Source organism: Streptomyces sp. NPDC054883 (genome assembly GCF_053610645.1).
Map to the genome: position 1 here is coordinate 15,929 of NZ_JBSGYT010000070.1, position 13,495 is coordinate 29,423.

13 protein-coding genes and 1 tRNA gene are annotated in these 13,495 nt (G+C 72.0%); 5 read left to right on the forward strand and 9 right to left on the reverse strand.

Annotated features, from left to right (window positions below; all coding sequences use genetic code 11):
- Nucleotides 1–23 precede the first annotated feature (23 nt).
- Both ACWGH1_RS32985 and ACWGH1_RS32990 read right to left on the reverse strand, forming a co-directional pair.
- Nucleotides 24–710 carry a pentapeptide repeat-containing protein gene (locus ACWGH1_RS32985; RefSeq protein ID WP_453352366.1) on the reverse strand — a complete coding sequence of 229 codons (687 nt, stop codon included), beginning with the start codon at nt 708–710 and terminating at the stop codon, nt 24–26.
- 51 nt (nt 711–761) lie between these two features.
- Nucleotides 762–1,238: an N-acetyltransferase family protein gene (locus ACWGH1_RS32990; RefSeq protein ID WP_453352367.1), complete on the reverse strand. Its 477-nt coding sequence runs from the start codon at nt 1,236–1,238 to the stop codon at nt 762–764.
- A 118-nt stretch (nt 1,239–1,356) separates the two neighbouring features.
- On the opposite strand from ACWGH1_RS32990, the gene ACWGH1_RS32995 reads away from it, so the two are divergent.
- Nucleotides 1,357–2,736 carry an NAD(P)/FAD-dependent oxidoreductase gene (locus tag ACWGH1_RS32995; protein ID WP_453352368.1) on the forward strand — a complete coding sequence of 460 codons (1,380 nt, stop codon included), beginning with the start codon at nt 1,357–1,359 and terminating at the stop codon, nt 2,734–2,736.
- 94 nt (nt 2,737–2,830) lie between these two features.
- On the opposite strand, the gene ACWGH1_RS33000 is transcribed toward ACWGH1_RS32995, so the two are convergent.
- Nucleotides 2,831–2,905: transfer RNA gene (locus ACWGH1_RS33000), tRNA-Thr, on the reverse strand.
- Between the two features lie 201 nt (nt 2,906–3,106).
- Between ACWGH1_RS33000 and ACWGH1_RS33005 the strand changes: the two genes are divergently transcribed.
- The 3 genes from ACWGH1_RS33005 (at nt 3,107) to ACWGH1_RS33015 (ending at nt 5,658) form a co-directional block, all read left to right on the forward strand.
- A complete protein-coding gene (locus tag ACWGH1_RS33005; RefSeq protein ID WP_453357081.1) occupies nt 3,107–4,198 on the forward strand; it encodes an ABC transporter ATP-binding protein in 1,092 nt (363 codons plus the stop codon).
- Between the two features lie 203 nt (nt 4,199–4,401).
- Complete coding sequence (locus tag ACWGH1_RS33010) at nt 4,402–4,815, forward strand: hypothetical protein (protein ID WP_453357080.1); 414 nt, start codon at nt 4,402–4,404, stop codon at nt 4,813–4,815.
- A 72-nt stretch (nt 4,816–4,887) separates the two neighbouring features.
- Nucleotides 4,888–5,658, forward strand: coding sequence for a nucleotidyltransferase family protein (locus tag ACWGH1_RS33015; RefSeq protein WP_453409276.1), 771 nt, complete (start codon nt 4,888–4,890; stop codon nt 5,656–5,658).
- Nucleotides 5,659–5,783: 125 nt separating this feature from the next.
- Here ACWGH1_RS33015 and ACWGH1_RS33020 read toward each other — a convergent pair whose 3' ends face one another.
- From ACWGH1_RS33020 to ACWGH1_RS33045, 6 genes are all read right to left on the reverse strand, one after another.
- The gene (locus tag ACWGH1_RS33020; protein ID WP_453355942.1) at nt 5,784–7,355 is read right to left on the reverse strand and encodes a DoxX family protein; all 1,572 of its coding nucleotides are present in this window, start codon (nt 7,353–7,355) and stop codon (nt 5,784–5,786) included.
- 152 nt (nt 7,356–7,507) lie between these two features.
- On the reverse strand, nt 7,508–8,479 hold the full coding sequence (gene rlmB, locus ACWGH1_RS33025; RefSeq protein ID WP_453355943.1) for a 23S rRNA (guanosine(2251)-2'-O)-methyltransferase RlmB: 972 nt from the start codon (nt 8,477–8,479) through the stop codon (nt 7,508–7,510).
- Nucleotides 8,480–8,574: 95 nt separating this feature from the next.
- Nucleotides 8,575–9,975: a cysteine--tRNA ligase gene (gene cysS, locus ACWGH1_RS33030; RefSeq protein WP_453355944.1), complete on the reverse strand. Its 1,401-nt coding sequence runs from the start codon at nt 9,973–9,975 to the stop codon at nt 8,575–8,577.
- 94 nt (nt 9,976–10,069) lie between these two features.
- On the reverse strand, nt 10,070–10,612 hold the full coding sequence (gene ispF / locus ACWGH1_RS33035; protein ID WP_453355945.1) for a 2-C-methyl-D-erythritol 2,4-cyclodiphosphate synthase: 543 nt from the start codon (nt 10,610–10,612) through the stop codon (nt 10,070–10,072).
- Nucleotides 10,602–11,348 carry a 2-C-methyl-D-erythritol 4-phosphate cytidylyltransferase gene (ispD, locus tag ACWGH1_RS33040; protein ID WP_453409277.1) on the reverse strand — a complete coding sequence of 249 codons (747 nt, stop codon included), beginning with the start codon at nt 11,346–11,348 and terminating at the stop codon, nt 10,602–10,604. The genes ispF and ispD overlap by 11 nt, the downstream gene beginning before the upstream one ends.
- Before the next feature lie 284 nt (nt 11,349–11,632).
- The gene (locus ACWGH1_RS33045) at nt 11,633–12,115 is read right to left on the reverse strand and encodes a CarD family transcriptional regulator (RefSeq protein WP_003953493.1); all 483 of its coding nucleotides are present in this window, start codon (nt 12,113–12,115) and stop codon (nt 11,633–11,635) included.
- Between the two features lie 657 nt (nt 12,116–12,772).
- On the opposite strand from ACWGH1_RS33045, the gene ACWGH1_RS33050 reads away from it, so the two are divergent.
- Nucleotides 12,773–13,441, forward strand: a complete 669-nt coding sequence (locus ACWGH1_RS33050) for a DUF461 domain-containing protein (RefSeq protein ID WP_453409278.1) — start codon at nt 12,773–12,775, stop codon at nt 13,439–13,441.
- Nucleotides 13,442–13,495 lie beyond the last annotated feature (54 nt).

A 13,495-nucleotide genomic window follows, 5' to 3' on the forward strand; every position in this document is an offset into this window, starting at 1 on the left:
CGGCCCCCCGCCGGCGCCGCCCGCTACGGCACCACCCGCACCCCCAGCTGCGCCGCCAGCGCCGGCGCCAGGTCGTACAGCTGCGCCGGACTGATCACCGCCCCCGCCAGGGACTCCACCCCCCGCGCGATCCCCAGCTCCGCCGCCTCCCGCAGGTCCACGTCCGTCATCCGCGCCCCCTGGAAGTCCGCCCCCCGCAGCGCGCAGTCCCGGAACTCCACCCGCTCCAGCACCGCCCCCGCGAAGTCCGGCTCCACCAGCACGCACCCCTCGAAGACCACGTCCTTGAGCCGCGCCTTCCGCAGGTTCAGGTAGTCGATCTTGCCGCCCCGCACGACCACCCGCTCCAGCACCGCCCCGTGCAGCTGGACGCCGCCCAGCCGCGCCTCCACCAGCTCCACGTCCCGCAGCGACGCCCCCGACAGGTCCGTCCCCACCCCCCGCACCCCCTCCAGCACCGAGTCCAGGATCCGCGCCTTCGCCAGCCCCGCCCCGTCCAGCGCACACCGACGCACCGCGCAGTCCATGAACCGGGCCCCGATCCCCTCCTGACCACCCAGGTCCAGGTCCGCGAACTCCACCCCGTCGTAGTCGCCGTCCGGCTCCAGCGCACCCCCCTCCCACGCCAACAGCTCCGGCAGCCGCACCTCCGCCCGCTTCGCCGCCTTCACCGACCCGCCCGAACCCTGACCCTGCCCCTTGCGCACCATCCCCCCATCGTGACGCAGACCACTGACAACGGCTCCCGGCAACGGCCCCGGCTACGCCTCCGCCCCCAGACCGGCCAGCGCCTCGTCCGTCAGCCGGTACACCGTCCACTCGTCCTGCGGCCGCGCGCCCAGCGCCTCGTAGAACGCGATCGTCGGCTCGTTCCACTTGAGCACCGACCACTCCAGCCGCTCGTACCCCCGCTCCCGGCAGATCCGCGCCAGCTCCGCCAGCAGCGCCTTCCCGTACCCGCCCCCGCGCGCGCCGGGGCGTACGTACAGGTCCTCCAGGTAGATCCCGTGCACCCCGCGCCACGTCGAGAAGCTGAGGAACCACAGCGAGAACCCGACGGTCTCCCCGTCCTCCGTCTCCGCGACGTGCGCGAACGCGGCCGGCCGCTGCCCGAACAGCGCCTCCCGCAACTGTTCCTCCGTGGCCCGCGCCTCGTGCGGCACCCGCTCGTACTCGGCCAGCTCCCGGATCATGGAATGGATGACGGGTACGTCCGCCACCTCAGCTATGCGAATCATGACCGCACCCTACGACCGGCCCGCCGGGCCGCATCGCCCAACCGGTCCCCGATCCGGCCCGGAGACCCGACATCCCGTCCCTGGACACCCCTCGGAAACCGGGTGTAGCAAACTCCCCATGACGATCAACGGCGGCATTTCCTTCTGGTACGCGACGGACCGCACCGCCACCGCACCGCCCCGCGCCCCCCTCACCTCCGACTCGACGGCAGACGTCGTCATCGTCGGCGGCGGCTACACCGGTCTGTGGACCGCCTACTACCTCAAGGCCTCCGCACCCGGCCTCCGCATCACCGTCCTGGAGCAGAAGTTCTGCGGTTACGGCGCCTCCGGCCGCAACGGCGGCTGGCTCTACAACGGCATCGCCGGACGCGACCGCTACGCCGCGCTCCACGGCCACCAGGCCGCGCTCCGCCTCCAACGGGCCATGAACGAGACCGTCACCGAGGTCATCGGCATCGCCGCCAAGGAGGACATCGACGCCGGCGTCCACCACGGCGGCGTCCTGGAAGTCGCCCGCACCCCCGCCCAGCTCACCCGCCTGAAGGCCTTCCACGAGGCCGAGCTCTCCTTCGGCGAGACCGACCGCGTCCTCCACGACGCCACCGAGACCCGCGCCCGCGTCGACGTCGCCGACGCCGTCGGCTCCAGCTGGTCCCCCCACGGCGCCCGCATCCACCCCCTCAAGCTGGTCACGGGCCTGGCGGCGGCCTGCGAACGGCTCGGCGTGGTCATCCACGAATCCACCCCCGTCACCGAGATCGCCCCCGGCCGGGCCCGCACCCCGTACGGCACGGTCCGCGCCCCGTACGTCCTGCGCTGCACCGAGGGCTTCACCGCCGCCCTCAAGGGCCACAAGCGCAGCTGGCTCCCCATGAACTCCTCGATGATCGCGACGGCGCCGCTCCCGCCCGAGGTGTGGGCCTCCCTCGCCTGGTCCGGCCGCGAGGTGCTCGGCGACATGGCCCACGCCTACATGTACGCCCAGCGCACCGCGGACGACCGCATCGCGATCGGCGGCCGCGGGGTCCCCTACCGCTACGGCTCCCGCACCGACAACGACGGCACCACCCAGGAACGCACCATCGCCTCCCTCACCACCCTGCTGACCTCCTTCTTCCCGGTCCTCACCGGAGTGGAGATCACCCACGCCTGGTCCGGGGTGCTCGGCGTCCCCCGCGACTGGTGCGCCACCGTCACCCTCGACCGCACCACCGGCCTCGGCTGGGCCGGCGGGTACGTCGGCTCGGGCGTGGCCACCGCCAACCTCGCCGGGCGCACCCTGCGCGACCTGGTCCTGGGCGAGTCCACGGACCTCACCGCCCTCCCCTGGGTCAACCACCGCGTCCGCCGCTGGGAGCCGGAGCCCTTCCGCTGGCTCGGCGTCCAGGCCCTCTACGCCGCCTACCGCGAGGCCGACCGCCGCGAAACCGCCACCCACACCCCCACCACCACTGCCCTGGCCCGCCTCGCCGACCGCATCTCCGGCCGCCACTGACCCCGAACGCGCGGAATGCCCCGGACCCTGTGGGCCCGGGGCATTCCGCTTCCGTACGACTCCCTACGGCCGACAACCACCTGACCTGGGACGGAGCCCCCTGTCGGATTCGAACCGACGACCTACGCATTACAAGTGCGTTGCTCTGGCCGGACTGAGCTAAGGAGGCAACTGACGCTGCGCGGCACGCAGAATCGCCTTCACTTTACACAGCCCGCCAACCCCCCAGCGAAGAACTTTCCGACGTGACGTCCCGGGGTGCTGACAGGAAGCGGGCGGGCGGGTAGCGTCGGGCGGAGTCCGGTTACTGGACTAGACCTTCCACTCGGATCGTCCGGCACGTTCCTGCCGGTAGAAGGGATTCACCACCATGGCTTCTGTCACCTTCGACAAGGCGACCCGGCTCTACCCCGGCGGCGACAAGCCCGCCGTCGACCAGCTGGAGCTGGGGATCGAGGACGGGGAGTTCCTCGTCCTCGTCGGCCCCTCCGGCTGCGGCAAGTCCACCTCGCTGCGCATGCTCGCCGGCCTGGAGGACGTCAACGGCGGCGCCATCCGCATCGGCGAGCGCGACGTGACGCACCTGCCGCCCAAGGACCGGGACATCGCGATGGTGTTCCAGAACTACGCGCTCTACCCCCACATGTCCGTCGCCGACAACATGGGCTTCGCCCTCAAGATCGCCGGCGAGGACAAGGCGACCATCCGTCGCAAGGTGGAGGAGGCGGCGAAGATGCTCGACCTCACCCAGTACCTCGACCGCAAGCCGAAGGCGCTCTCCGGCGGCCAGCGCCAGCGCGTCGCGATGGGCCGCGCCATCGTGCGCAAGCCCCAGGTGTTCCTCATGGACGAGCCGCTGTCGAACCTCGACGCCAAGCTGCGCGTGTCGACCCGTACGCAGATCGCCGCGCTCCAGCGGGACCTCGGCATCACCACCGTGTACGTCACCCACGACCAGGTCGAGGCCATGACCATGGGCGACCGGGTCGCGGTCCTCAAGGACGGTCTGCTCCAGCAGGTCGACACCCCGCGCAACATGTACGACCGGCCGGCGAACCTGTTCGTCGCCGGGTTCATCGGCTCGCCCGCCATGAACCTCGTCGAGGTACCGATCACCGACGGCGGCGTCAAGTTCGGCGAGAGCGTCGTCCCCGTCTCCCGCGAGGCGCTGGCCGCCGCCGCCGACGCGGGCGACCGTACGGTGACGGTCGGCGTGCGTCCCGAGCACTTCGACATCGCCGAGGCGGGCGGCCTGACGATCACGGTCAACGTGGTCGAGGAACTCGGCGCCGACGGCTACGTCTACGGCTCCGTCGCCGACGCCACCGCCGGCAAGCAGGACCTCGTGGTCCGGGTCAACGGCCGCCAGGTGCCCGAGAAGGGCTCCACCCTGCACGCGGTGCCGCGTCCCGACGAGATCCACGTGTTCTCGACCTCCTCGGGCGAGCGCCTCTCCGACTGACGGCCCGCACACCACTCGTGAAGGGGCGCTCCGCCAAGGGGCGCCCCTTCCGCGCGAGTTGCGGCGGCCGTGACCGGAATCCCGGGCAGATCGGGCCATTCAGCCCTGTCCGTCAACCCCGGAATCGAAAAACCACGTCGAACCATCCCCCGACCGGGTGACTGAATGTCGCCGTGTCTTCACCGAGCGCTACTCTCGCCCTCGTGACCCACACTGCCCGCCGTATCGGCCGTTCCCTCGCCCTGGTCCTGCCCGTCGTCCTGGTCCTGTCCGGGACGCTGGCGGTCACCATGGTCCCCTGGGCGGACAATTCCTCCTCCCAGATCCTGACCGCCTCCGCCGAAGGCGTGTCCGTTCCCGCCAAGCCGCGCGCCGCCCAGGACCTGCTGCGCGAGAAGCTGCTCGCCGAACTGCGGCAGGGCGAGGAGCCGGGCGACGTCCTCACGCACCTCCAGCAGGAGGTCGACCGGCGGCCCTCGCTCGCCGAGCACTGCGTGGGCATCGCCCGGGCGCTGGGCCGGGCCGCCGTCGACGCCTACGGGCCGACGAAGGCGCAGTCGTTCGCCCGCCCGGTCTGCGACACCTCGTACGCGTCCGGCGTCGCCTCCATGGGCTGACGGCCCTTCCAGCCGGTTGACGGCCGTCGAGTCGGCCGCCGCCGCGGGAGGGTCCTGCCTACGCTGGCGGGCATGAGCGACGTTCCCCCCGTACCGCCCCAACCCACGCACGACGCGGCCGCGTTCCCGGCTGCCCCCACCCAGGCCGTGGTCCTGGCGGGAGGCCAGGGGACGCGGCTGCGGCCGTACACGGACGACCGGCCGAAGCCGATGGTCGAGATCCCCGGGACGGGCATGCCGATCATCGGGCACCAACTCGCCTGGCTGGCGGCGGAGGGGGTGACCGATGCCGTCGTCTCCTGCGGACACCTCGCCGGCGTGCTCCAGGACTGGCTCGGCCGGACCCGGCTGCCGCTGCGGGTGACGACCGTGGTGGAGGAGGAGCCGCTGGGCCGGGGCGGCGGGCTCAAGTACGCCGCACGCCACCTCCCGCACGGGGACCAGCCCTGGTACGCGACCAACGGGGACGTCTGGACCAGGTTCTCGCTGCGCGAGATGGCCGCGTTCCACAAGGAGCGGGACGCGGTCGCCACCCTGGCGCTGGCCCGGCCGCGGATCCCGTGGGGGGTGGTGGAGACCAACGAGTTCGGGCAGGTGCTGGACTTCATCGAGGCTCCGCAGTCGCCGTATCCCGTGAACGCCGGCGTGTACGTGTTCAGTCCGCAATTCGCCGCGCTGCTGCCCGATTTGGGCGACCACGAGCGCACCACCTTCCCCCGGCTGGCCCGGGAGCGCCGCCTCGCGGGCTTTCCGCTGCCCCAGGGGGCCTACTGGCGGGCGATCGACACGGCCAAGGACCTGACCGAGGCCGCCCGGGAGCTGGCCGCGTACGGGGGCTCCTGAGCGGTCGTACGAAGGCCCCCCGCGGCCCGCCTGAAAGCCCGGCCCTTGTTGCGCGGGACCCCGCACGCCGAAGGGGCCCGGCGCGCTCCTCGCGCACCGGGCCCCGGAGGGACGTCGTGCCGTCCTCAGCCGAGCAGACCCCCGACCAGGCCGGGCTTCTTGGCGGTGCCGCCGGTGCTGCCCCCGCTGCCCGAGGTGGACGCCGGCGGCTGCTGCGGGCTGGACTGGCGCGGCGCGCTGCTGCGCGGGGTGCTCTGGCTCCCGGCGCCGCTACGGCTCGCGGACGGTGACTGCGCGCCCGTCCCGGCGCTCTGCGAGGGGGCCGAACCCGCCCCGCTCCGGGCCGACTTGGCGGCCGGCGCCGACGCGCTCGCCGAGGGCGCGGCGGGCTTCGACGGCTGCTGCGAGGGCCGCTGCTGCTGCTTGGCCGGGGCCTGCGCCGGCAGCGGCGTGCCGGGCAGGTAGTTGCTCGGGGCCCGGCCGGGTCCCGGCACGGTGACCACGGCGGTGGACCGGACGGCCCCGCCGAGGAGGGATCCGACGAGCAGGGCGAGGCCGCAGATCACACCGCCCATGAGGGCTCCGCGCCGCAGTACGCGCCGGCGCAGCTGCCAGACCGCGGAGCGCGGGCCGAGCGTGCGCCAGGCCTCGCCCGCGAGGCGCCCGTCGAGCGAGTAGACGGGGGCGCCCGCGATGATCAGGGGGCTCCAGGCGGCGAGGTAGATGATGTCGGGCGCGTCGTAGGCGGGCACGGTCCTCCAGCTGACCGTCATCAGCAGGGCGGCGGACAGCAGCGCTCCGAAGCAGGCGGCGAACCGCTGCCAGAGCCCGAAGACGGTGAGCACGCCCACGATCACCTGGAGGAACGCCACGGTGAGCCCCGCGCCGACGGGGTGGGCGAGCGCGAAGTCGCGCAGCGGTTCGGCCAGTGCCCAGGGGTGCAGGGTGTGCAGCCAGGTGACCATGGAGCCGCGTTCGCCGCCGTCGAAGTAGACGGGGTCGCACAGCTTGCCCATGCCGGCGTAGATGGAGATGAAGCCGAGGAAGACGCGCAGCGGGAGCAGCACGACGCCCAGGTTCATCCGGCGGCCGGGGTAGTACGAGGCTTGCGCGCGGGTGTCGGGGGCGGCCCGCCGGGACCGGTCGCCGGCTTCGCCGTCGTCGTACCCGTCGTACCCGTCTTCGTACCCGTCCGGCGGGCCGTAGCCGTAGGACGGCCGCGCCGGCTGGCGGACCGCGCCGAGGCGGCGGGTCTCGTCGGGGTCGCCGTAGGTGCGCTGGCCGATGACGGTCGGCGTCGCAAGGGTGTGGTCGGCGAGGTCGTGTTCGAGGTCGACGCGCGGGATGGTCTGGGTGGCTCCCCCGTCGAACTGGTCGTGGCCGCGGCCCGCCTCCCGGGCGGCCTGGAGCAGTCCGCCCATCGCGGCGGTGTCGCCGGTGTCGGCCTTGCCGCTCCAGACCACGGGGGCCCGGCGGCGGGTCGCCGCCCCGGCGGCGACCACGGCTCCGCCGAGGACCGGCGCGCGGCCCGGGGCGTTGGCGGGCATCGAGGGCTTGGAACGCGCGCTCGGGCTCGGTGCGAGCCGCACGCGGAAGCTTGCGTGGTTGACGATGACCTGTGCGGGGTCGCACGGCACCTTGACCATGCTCAGCGCGGGCTGGTCGTCGAACCCTGACGTTCTGGTGTCCACACTCATCTAACCGAGTGACGAGTGATAAGGACACTGCCTTGACAGCAGGGATGTGTCCGAGACCCGTCAAGATCAAGTCACCCCGCCCGGAAGGGGCGGGGTGACACGCTCACGGGTCACGTTCCCTGAGCCGATTGGATCAAGGGAACGCCGGGTGATCAGGTGCGCGGCGCCTCGGCGCGGCGGCGGGCGGCCTCGTAGAGCACGACGCCCGCGGCGACACCGGCGTTCAGCGACTCGGCGCCGCCCGGCATCGGGATGCGGACGAGGTAGTCGCAGTTCTCCCCGACGAGACGGCCAAGGCCCTTGCCCTCGGAGCCGACGACGATGACGACCGGGCCGGCCAGCGCCGCCAGGTCGTTCACGGTGTGCTCGCCCTCGGCGGCCAGGCCGACGATGGCCATGCCGGCCTTCTTGTAGTCCTGGAGGGCGCGGGTCAGGTTGGTGACGCGGGAGACCGGCGTGCGGGCGGCGGTGCCGGCGGAGGTCTTCCAGGCGCCCGCGGTCATACCGGCGGCGCGGCGCTCGGGGATGACCACGCCGTGCCCGCCGAAGGCGGAGACGGAGCGGACGATCGCGCCGAGGTTGCGCGGGTCGGTGACACCGTCGAGGGCCACGATCAGCGGGTCCTCGCCGTTGTCGTAGGCGGCCGTGGTGAGGTCCTCGGGGTGCGCGTACTCGTACGGCGGGACCTGGAGGACCAGGCCCTGGTGGTTGAGCCCGTTGGTCATGCGGTCGAGCTCGGGGCGCGGGGCTTCCATCAGGTTGATGTTGCCGCGTTCGGCGGCGAGCTGGAGGGCGTCGCGCACGCGCTCGTCGTTCTCGATGAACTGCTGCACGTAGAGGGTGGTGGCGGGGACGCCGTCGCGCAGCGCCTCGAAGACCGGATTGCGGCCGACGACCATCTCGCTGGTGCCCTTGGGACCACCGCGGCGCGGAGCGGGGCGCCGCTTGGCGGCCTGCTTGGCCATGGCGTTGCTGATGCGGTGCGCCTTGTGCTTCTTGCGGTCCTCGGCCTTGGGCGTCGGGCCCCTGCCCTCCAGGCCCTTGCGCCGCTGGCCACCGCTGCCGACCGTAGCGCCCTTCTTGTTGGACGTGCGGCGGTTCCTGCGCTGGCTGTTCCCGGCCATGACCTCTACCTGTTTTCGTTGGTGCTGCGGTGTGTACGTATGAAGAGTGTGCCGCCCGGGACGCCGGGCGGCACAGTGGGACTGCTCCGGTGGGCTCAGCGGGGGCCGAGCGTCCAGCGGGGTCCCGTGGGGCTGTCCTCGACGACCAGGCCCGACTGCTGGAGCTGGTCGCGGATGGCGTCGGCGGTTGCCCAGTCCTTGCGGGCCCGGGCGGATTCGCGCTGCTCCAGGACCAGGCGCACCAGGGTGTCGACGGCGCCGTGCAGGTCCTCGCCGCGGTCGGCTTCGCCGGCCCAGGACGGGTCGAGCGGGTCCAGGCCGAGGACGCCCAGCATGGCGCGGACCTCGGACAGGCGGGCGATGGCGGCGTCCTTGTCGTCGGCGGCGAGGGCGCTGTTGCCCTGCCGGACGGCCGTGTGAACGATGGCGAGCGCCTGCGGCACGCCGAGGTCCTCGTCCATGACCTCGGCGAAGGCGGGCGGTACCTCGGCGGCCGGTTCGACGGGGCCGCCGGCCTTCTCGACGACGCGCTGGCAGAAGCCCTCGATGCGCGCGAAGGCCGACTCCGCCTCGCGCAGGGCCTCCTCGCTGTACTCGATCATCGAGCGGTAGTGCGGGGTGCCGAGGTAGTAGCGCAGCACGATCGGACGCCACTGCTTGACCATCTCGGAGACGAGCACCGAGTTGCCGAGGGACTTGGACATCTTCTCGCCGGACATGGTGACCCAGGCGTTGTGGACCCAGTACCGCGCGAACTCGTCGCCGAAGGCCTTGGCCTGGGCGATCTCGTTCTCGTGGTGCGGGAAGATCAGGTCCAGGCCGCCGCCGTGGATGTCGAAGACGCTGCCGAGGTACTTGTGCGCCATGGCCGAGCACTCCAGGTGCCAGCCGGGCCGGCCGCGGCCCCACGGGGTCTCCCAGTCGGGCTCGCCCGGCTTGGACGCCTTCCACATGGCGAAGTCACGGGGGTCGCGCTTGCCGGTGATGCCTTCCTCGGCGGGCTGGCGCAGGTCGTCGATGTTCTGGTTGGAGAGCTCCAGGTAGCCGGGGAAGGAGCGCACGTCGAAGTAGACGCTGCCGTCCGCCTCGTACGCGTGCCCGCGCTCGATGAGGCCGCGCATCATCTCGATCATCTCCGGCACGTGGCCGGTGGCGCGGGGCTCGTAGGTGGGCGGGAGGCAGCCCAGGGCGTTGTAGCCGTCGTTGAACGCGCGCTCGTTCTCGTAGCCGATGGACCACCAGGGGCGGCCCTGCTCGGAGCCCTTCCTGATGATCTTGTCGTCGATGTCCGTGACGTTGCGGATGAAGGTGACGTCGTAGCCGCGGTAGGCGAACCAGCGGCGCATGATGTCGAAGTTCAGGTACGACCGGACGTGCCCGATGTGCGGGGCGGCCTGCACCGTGGCGCCGCACAGGTAGATCGAGACGCAGCCCGGGGTGACCGGGGTGAAGTCGCGGATCTGCCGGGCGCTGGTGTCGTACAGGCGAATAGTCACGGCATCCAGGGTAGTGCGCCCGTAGCAGTGCCCCGCGACCCTTTGGGGACGCGGGGCCCCGTTTGTTGCCGAAGCGGTGTCGTCGTGCGCGGCTCTAGGGCTGGTTCGTCCGGTAGACGAGCGCCGTGGCGATGGCGGCGAGACCTTCGGCACGGCCCGTCAGACCGAGACCGTCGGTGGTGGTGCCCGAGACGGATACGGGGGCGCCCGCGGCGGCGGCGAGCACCTTCTGCGCCTCTTCGCGCCGCTTGCCGATCTTCGGGCGGACGCCGATCACCTGGATCGCGACGTTGCCGATCTCGAAGCCCTCGGCCCGGACGATACGGGCGGCCTCCGCGAGGAGCGTGACACCGGCGGCGCCGGACCACTCGGGGCGGGAGGTGCCGAAGTGCGCGCCGAGGTCGCCGACTCCGGCGGCCGAGAAGAGGGCGTCGCAGGCGGCGTGCGCGGCGACGTCGCCGTCGGAGTGTCCGGCGAGGCCGTCCTCGCCCTCCCACAGCAGTCCGGCGCACCACAGTTCGCGTCCGGCCTCGAAGGCGTGCACATCGGTGCCGATGCCGACGAGCGGGATCAGCGGGGCGGCCGGGGCGCCGGTGCCGGCGCTGCCGTCCTGACCTGCGGAGGAGCTAGTACGCATCGGTGGCCCTCCTGCGGGCGAGTACGGCCTCGGCGAGGACCAGATCGAGCGGGCGGGTGACCTTGAAGGCCTCTTCGTGGCCGGGGACCGCCACGACGGTGACGCCGAGGCGTTCCACCATTCCGGCGTCGTCCGTGGCGCCCTCGCCGTTGACGGCGAACTTCTCGTGGGCACGGCGCAGCGTGGCGAGGTCGAAGCCCTGCGGGGTCTGTACGGCACGCAGCCGCGCCCGCTCGGGCGTGGCGACGACGGGCTCCGGCTCGCCGGGCCCGCCGGGCTCGACCTCCTTGACGGTGTCGGCCAGCGGCAGCGCGGGCACCACGGCGGGCGCGCCGGCGCGGACCGCCTCGACGACGGAGTCGACCGTCTCGACGGGGACCAGCGGGCGGGCCGCGTCGTGGATGAGTACGGAGGTGACGTCCGCCGGGAGCGCCTCCAGGCCGGCGCGTACGGACCCCTGGCGGGTCTCGCGGCCGGGTACGACCATGACCTCGGTCCGTTCCGGCAACGGATGCTCGTCCAGCAGGCGGCGCACCTCGGCCGCGCCGTCGGACGGGGCGACGACCACGACCAGGGACACCGCGCGGGAGCGGGCCATGGCGCGGACGGCGTGGATCAGCATCGGTGTCCCGCCGAGGGCCCGCAGGGCCTTGGGGGCGCCGGGGCCGAGGCGTACCCCGCGCCCGGCGGCCGGGATCACGGCGGCGGTGCGGTGGGGTCGCGATTCGTCAGACATCAATAGCTCCGAGCCAGGTTTGTGACTTCGGCCGACATGGGTATGGCGTGGGGGTGACGCCGGGTACGCAGCCCTCGCCCCTTCCGTGACGACAGGTCGAGTCGGCTGCCGGCCCGGGGTGACGCGTACGCAGTCCGGGCACAGATCCGGGTACAGACATGCCGCAGCGCCCGGCGACAAGTTTCCTTGTCATCGGGCACCGCGGCACAACTGTCTGCGAAGGGCCTGTACGACGGGATCCGTGGAGCTGGACCCGTCCGGCTCGTCGCGTACGGGTTCTCGCGTCAGGACGCGAGGACCTCGTCGAGGAGGGCCTCGGCCTTGTCCTCGTTGGTGTTCTCGGCGAGCGCGAGCTCGCTCACCAAGATCTGGCGCGCCTTCGCGAGCATGCGCTTCTCGCCCGCGGAAAGCCCGCGCTCACGCTCACGGCGCCACAGGTCGCGCACGACTTCGGCGACCTTGATGACGTCGCCAGAAGCGAGCTTCTCCAGATTTGCCTTGTAGCGCCGGGACCAGTTCGTCGGCTCTTCTGCATACGGTGCGCGGAGCACCTCGAAGACCCGGTCCAGCCCGTCCTGGCCGACTACGTCGCGAACGCCGACGAACTCCGCATTGTCCGCAGGCACACGAACCGTCAGGTCGCCCTGGGCGACCTTGAGCACCAAGTAGGTCTTGTCCACGCCTTTGATCTGACGAGTCTCAATGGCCTCGATCAGCGCGGCCCCGTGATGGGGATAGACCACGGTGTCGCCAACCTTGAACGTCATGTGACAGGTACCCCTTCCGTGGCTATCCAGGGTAACACGAGAACTGACCGTTATGAATGGCGTTTTCGCAGGTCAGGGCACATCTCGGGGCTTGACAACAGCGACACGTACGTGCTGCGGAGGGCTTCCGGAAGGGGGTATTCGCAGGTCGGAGGCGCTGTGCGGACCGGACGAAACGACCACGCTACACCCGCGGGACTCGCCGCTCAGTGTGATGTACGTCCCGTTTTGCCGGGTTCGAAGGCCGAAAACCGAACTACTCCGTTCGACTGGCGGGCACCCGTACGGAGCGGTTCAGGCCCAATCCCCGAATTGATCACCGGGCGGCGTTCGGGGAATCCGGGAATTGATCAACGAACGGCACCCGAACCGCGCGTCCGCGATCTTCGCGATGTCCGCGCGATATGGCGAATGGGAGATCACCGGGGGGACGGCAGGTGATCGCGCAGTGATCGCGGACCGATCGCGCGGACCCGCACAGGGCGGGCCGGGCACTGCGGAGGGTCGGGTGCGGGGGCGAGGCGGCGGCTCGGTAACCTAAGCGCGCTGACACACCCTTAGGGCGGCTTTACCTCAGCCGTCCGACGGGGCACCTCCCCCAGCGCGAGCTGGGGTCGTCCACCCTTCCGTCCGTACGTCCAAGGAGTTGCCGCCGCCGTGAGCCGCAGCCTTCGACGCGGCGCTCTCGCCGCTACCGCCATCGTGTTCTCGATCGCTTCGCTCTCCGCATGCGCTGCGGGCAACGACGCGCAGACTCTGGAGATCAAGCCGGACAACGCCGCCGTCACCAAGGGCGACATCAAGATCCAGAACGCACTGGTGATCACCCAGGGCGCGAAGGAGAAGAAGGGCCCGGCCGCCGTCTCCGCGACCGTCTTCAACTCCGGCCGCACCCCCCAGACCATTGACGCCATCACCCTCGCGGGTGGCAAGGCCAAGGTGACGCTGAAGCCGGCCGAGGGCTCCGGCAAGGTCACCGTCCCGGCCGGCGGGTCCGTGGTGCTGGGCGGCAAGGGCAACGCCTCCGCCGTGGTCGAGGGCGGCCGCGAGGCCGTTCAGGACGGCAACGTGCAGGAGGTCGTCTTCCAGCTGAGCAACACCGGTGACGTGAAGCTGAACGCCTCCGTCGTCCCCGGAGCGGGCATGTACGCCGCCTTCGGCCCGACCGAGGCCCCCGCCCCCGCCCCCGGCGCGGCCGGCGCGAGCCCTTCGGGCAGCCCGTCCGGGACCCCGTCGGGTGCGCCGTCCGGCAGCCCCTCGGGCGCCGCTTCGGGCGCGCCGTCCGGCACCCCCTCGGGTGCGGCCTTGCACGCCGCCGGTCACTGAGCCGCGTAGGCACGACGTAACGGCAGGGCCCCCATCCGCGGCGGATGGGGGCCC

What these genes read in the sequence shown, in the direction of transcription:
- ACWGH1_RS32985 (WP_453352366.1), bottom strand. Translation starts at nt 710, where the DNA reads ATGGTGCGCAAGGGGCAGGGTCAGGGTTCGGGCGGGTCGGTGAAGGCG.
- ACWGH1_RS32990 (WP_453352367.1), bottom strand. Translation starts at nt 1,238, where the DNA reads ATGATTCGCATAGCTGAGGTGGCGGACGTACCCGTCATCCATTCCATG.
- ACWGH1_RS32995 (WP_453352368.1), top strand. Translation starts at nt 1,357, where the DNA reads ATGACGATCAACGGCGGCATTTCCTTCTGGTACGCGACGGACCGCACC.
- ACWGH1_RS33005 (WP_453357081.1), top strand. Translation starts at nt 3,107, where the DNA reads ATGGCTTCTGTCACCTTCGACAAGGCGACCCGGCTCTACCCCGGCGGC.
- ACWGH1_RS33015 (WP_453409276.1), top strand. Translation starts at nt 4,888, where the DNA reads ATGAGCGACGTTCCCCCCGTACCGCCCCAACCCACGCACGACGCGGCC.
- ACWGH1_RS33020 (WP_453355942.1), bottom strand. Translation starts at nt 7,355, where the DNA reads ATGAGTGTGGACACCAGAACGTCAGGGTTCGACGACCAGCCCGCGCTG.
- rlmB (WP_453355943.1), bottom strand. Translation starts at nt 8,479, where the DNA reads ATGGCCGGGAACAGCCAGCGCAGGAACCGCCGCACGTCCAACAAGAAG.
- ispF (WP_453355945.1), bottom strand. Translation starts at nt 10,612, where the DNA reads ATGCGTACTAGCTCCTCCGCAGGTCAGGACGGCAGCGCCGGCACCGGC.
- ispD (WP_453409277.1), bottom strand. Translation starts at nt 11,348, where the DNA reads ATGTCTGACGAATCGCGACCCCACCGCACCGCCGCCGTGATCCCGGCC.
- ACWGH1_RS33045 (WP_003953493.1), bottom strand. Translation starts at nt 12,115, where the DNA reads ATGACGTTCAAGGTTGGCGACACCGTGGTCTATCCCCATCACGGGGCC.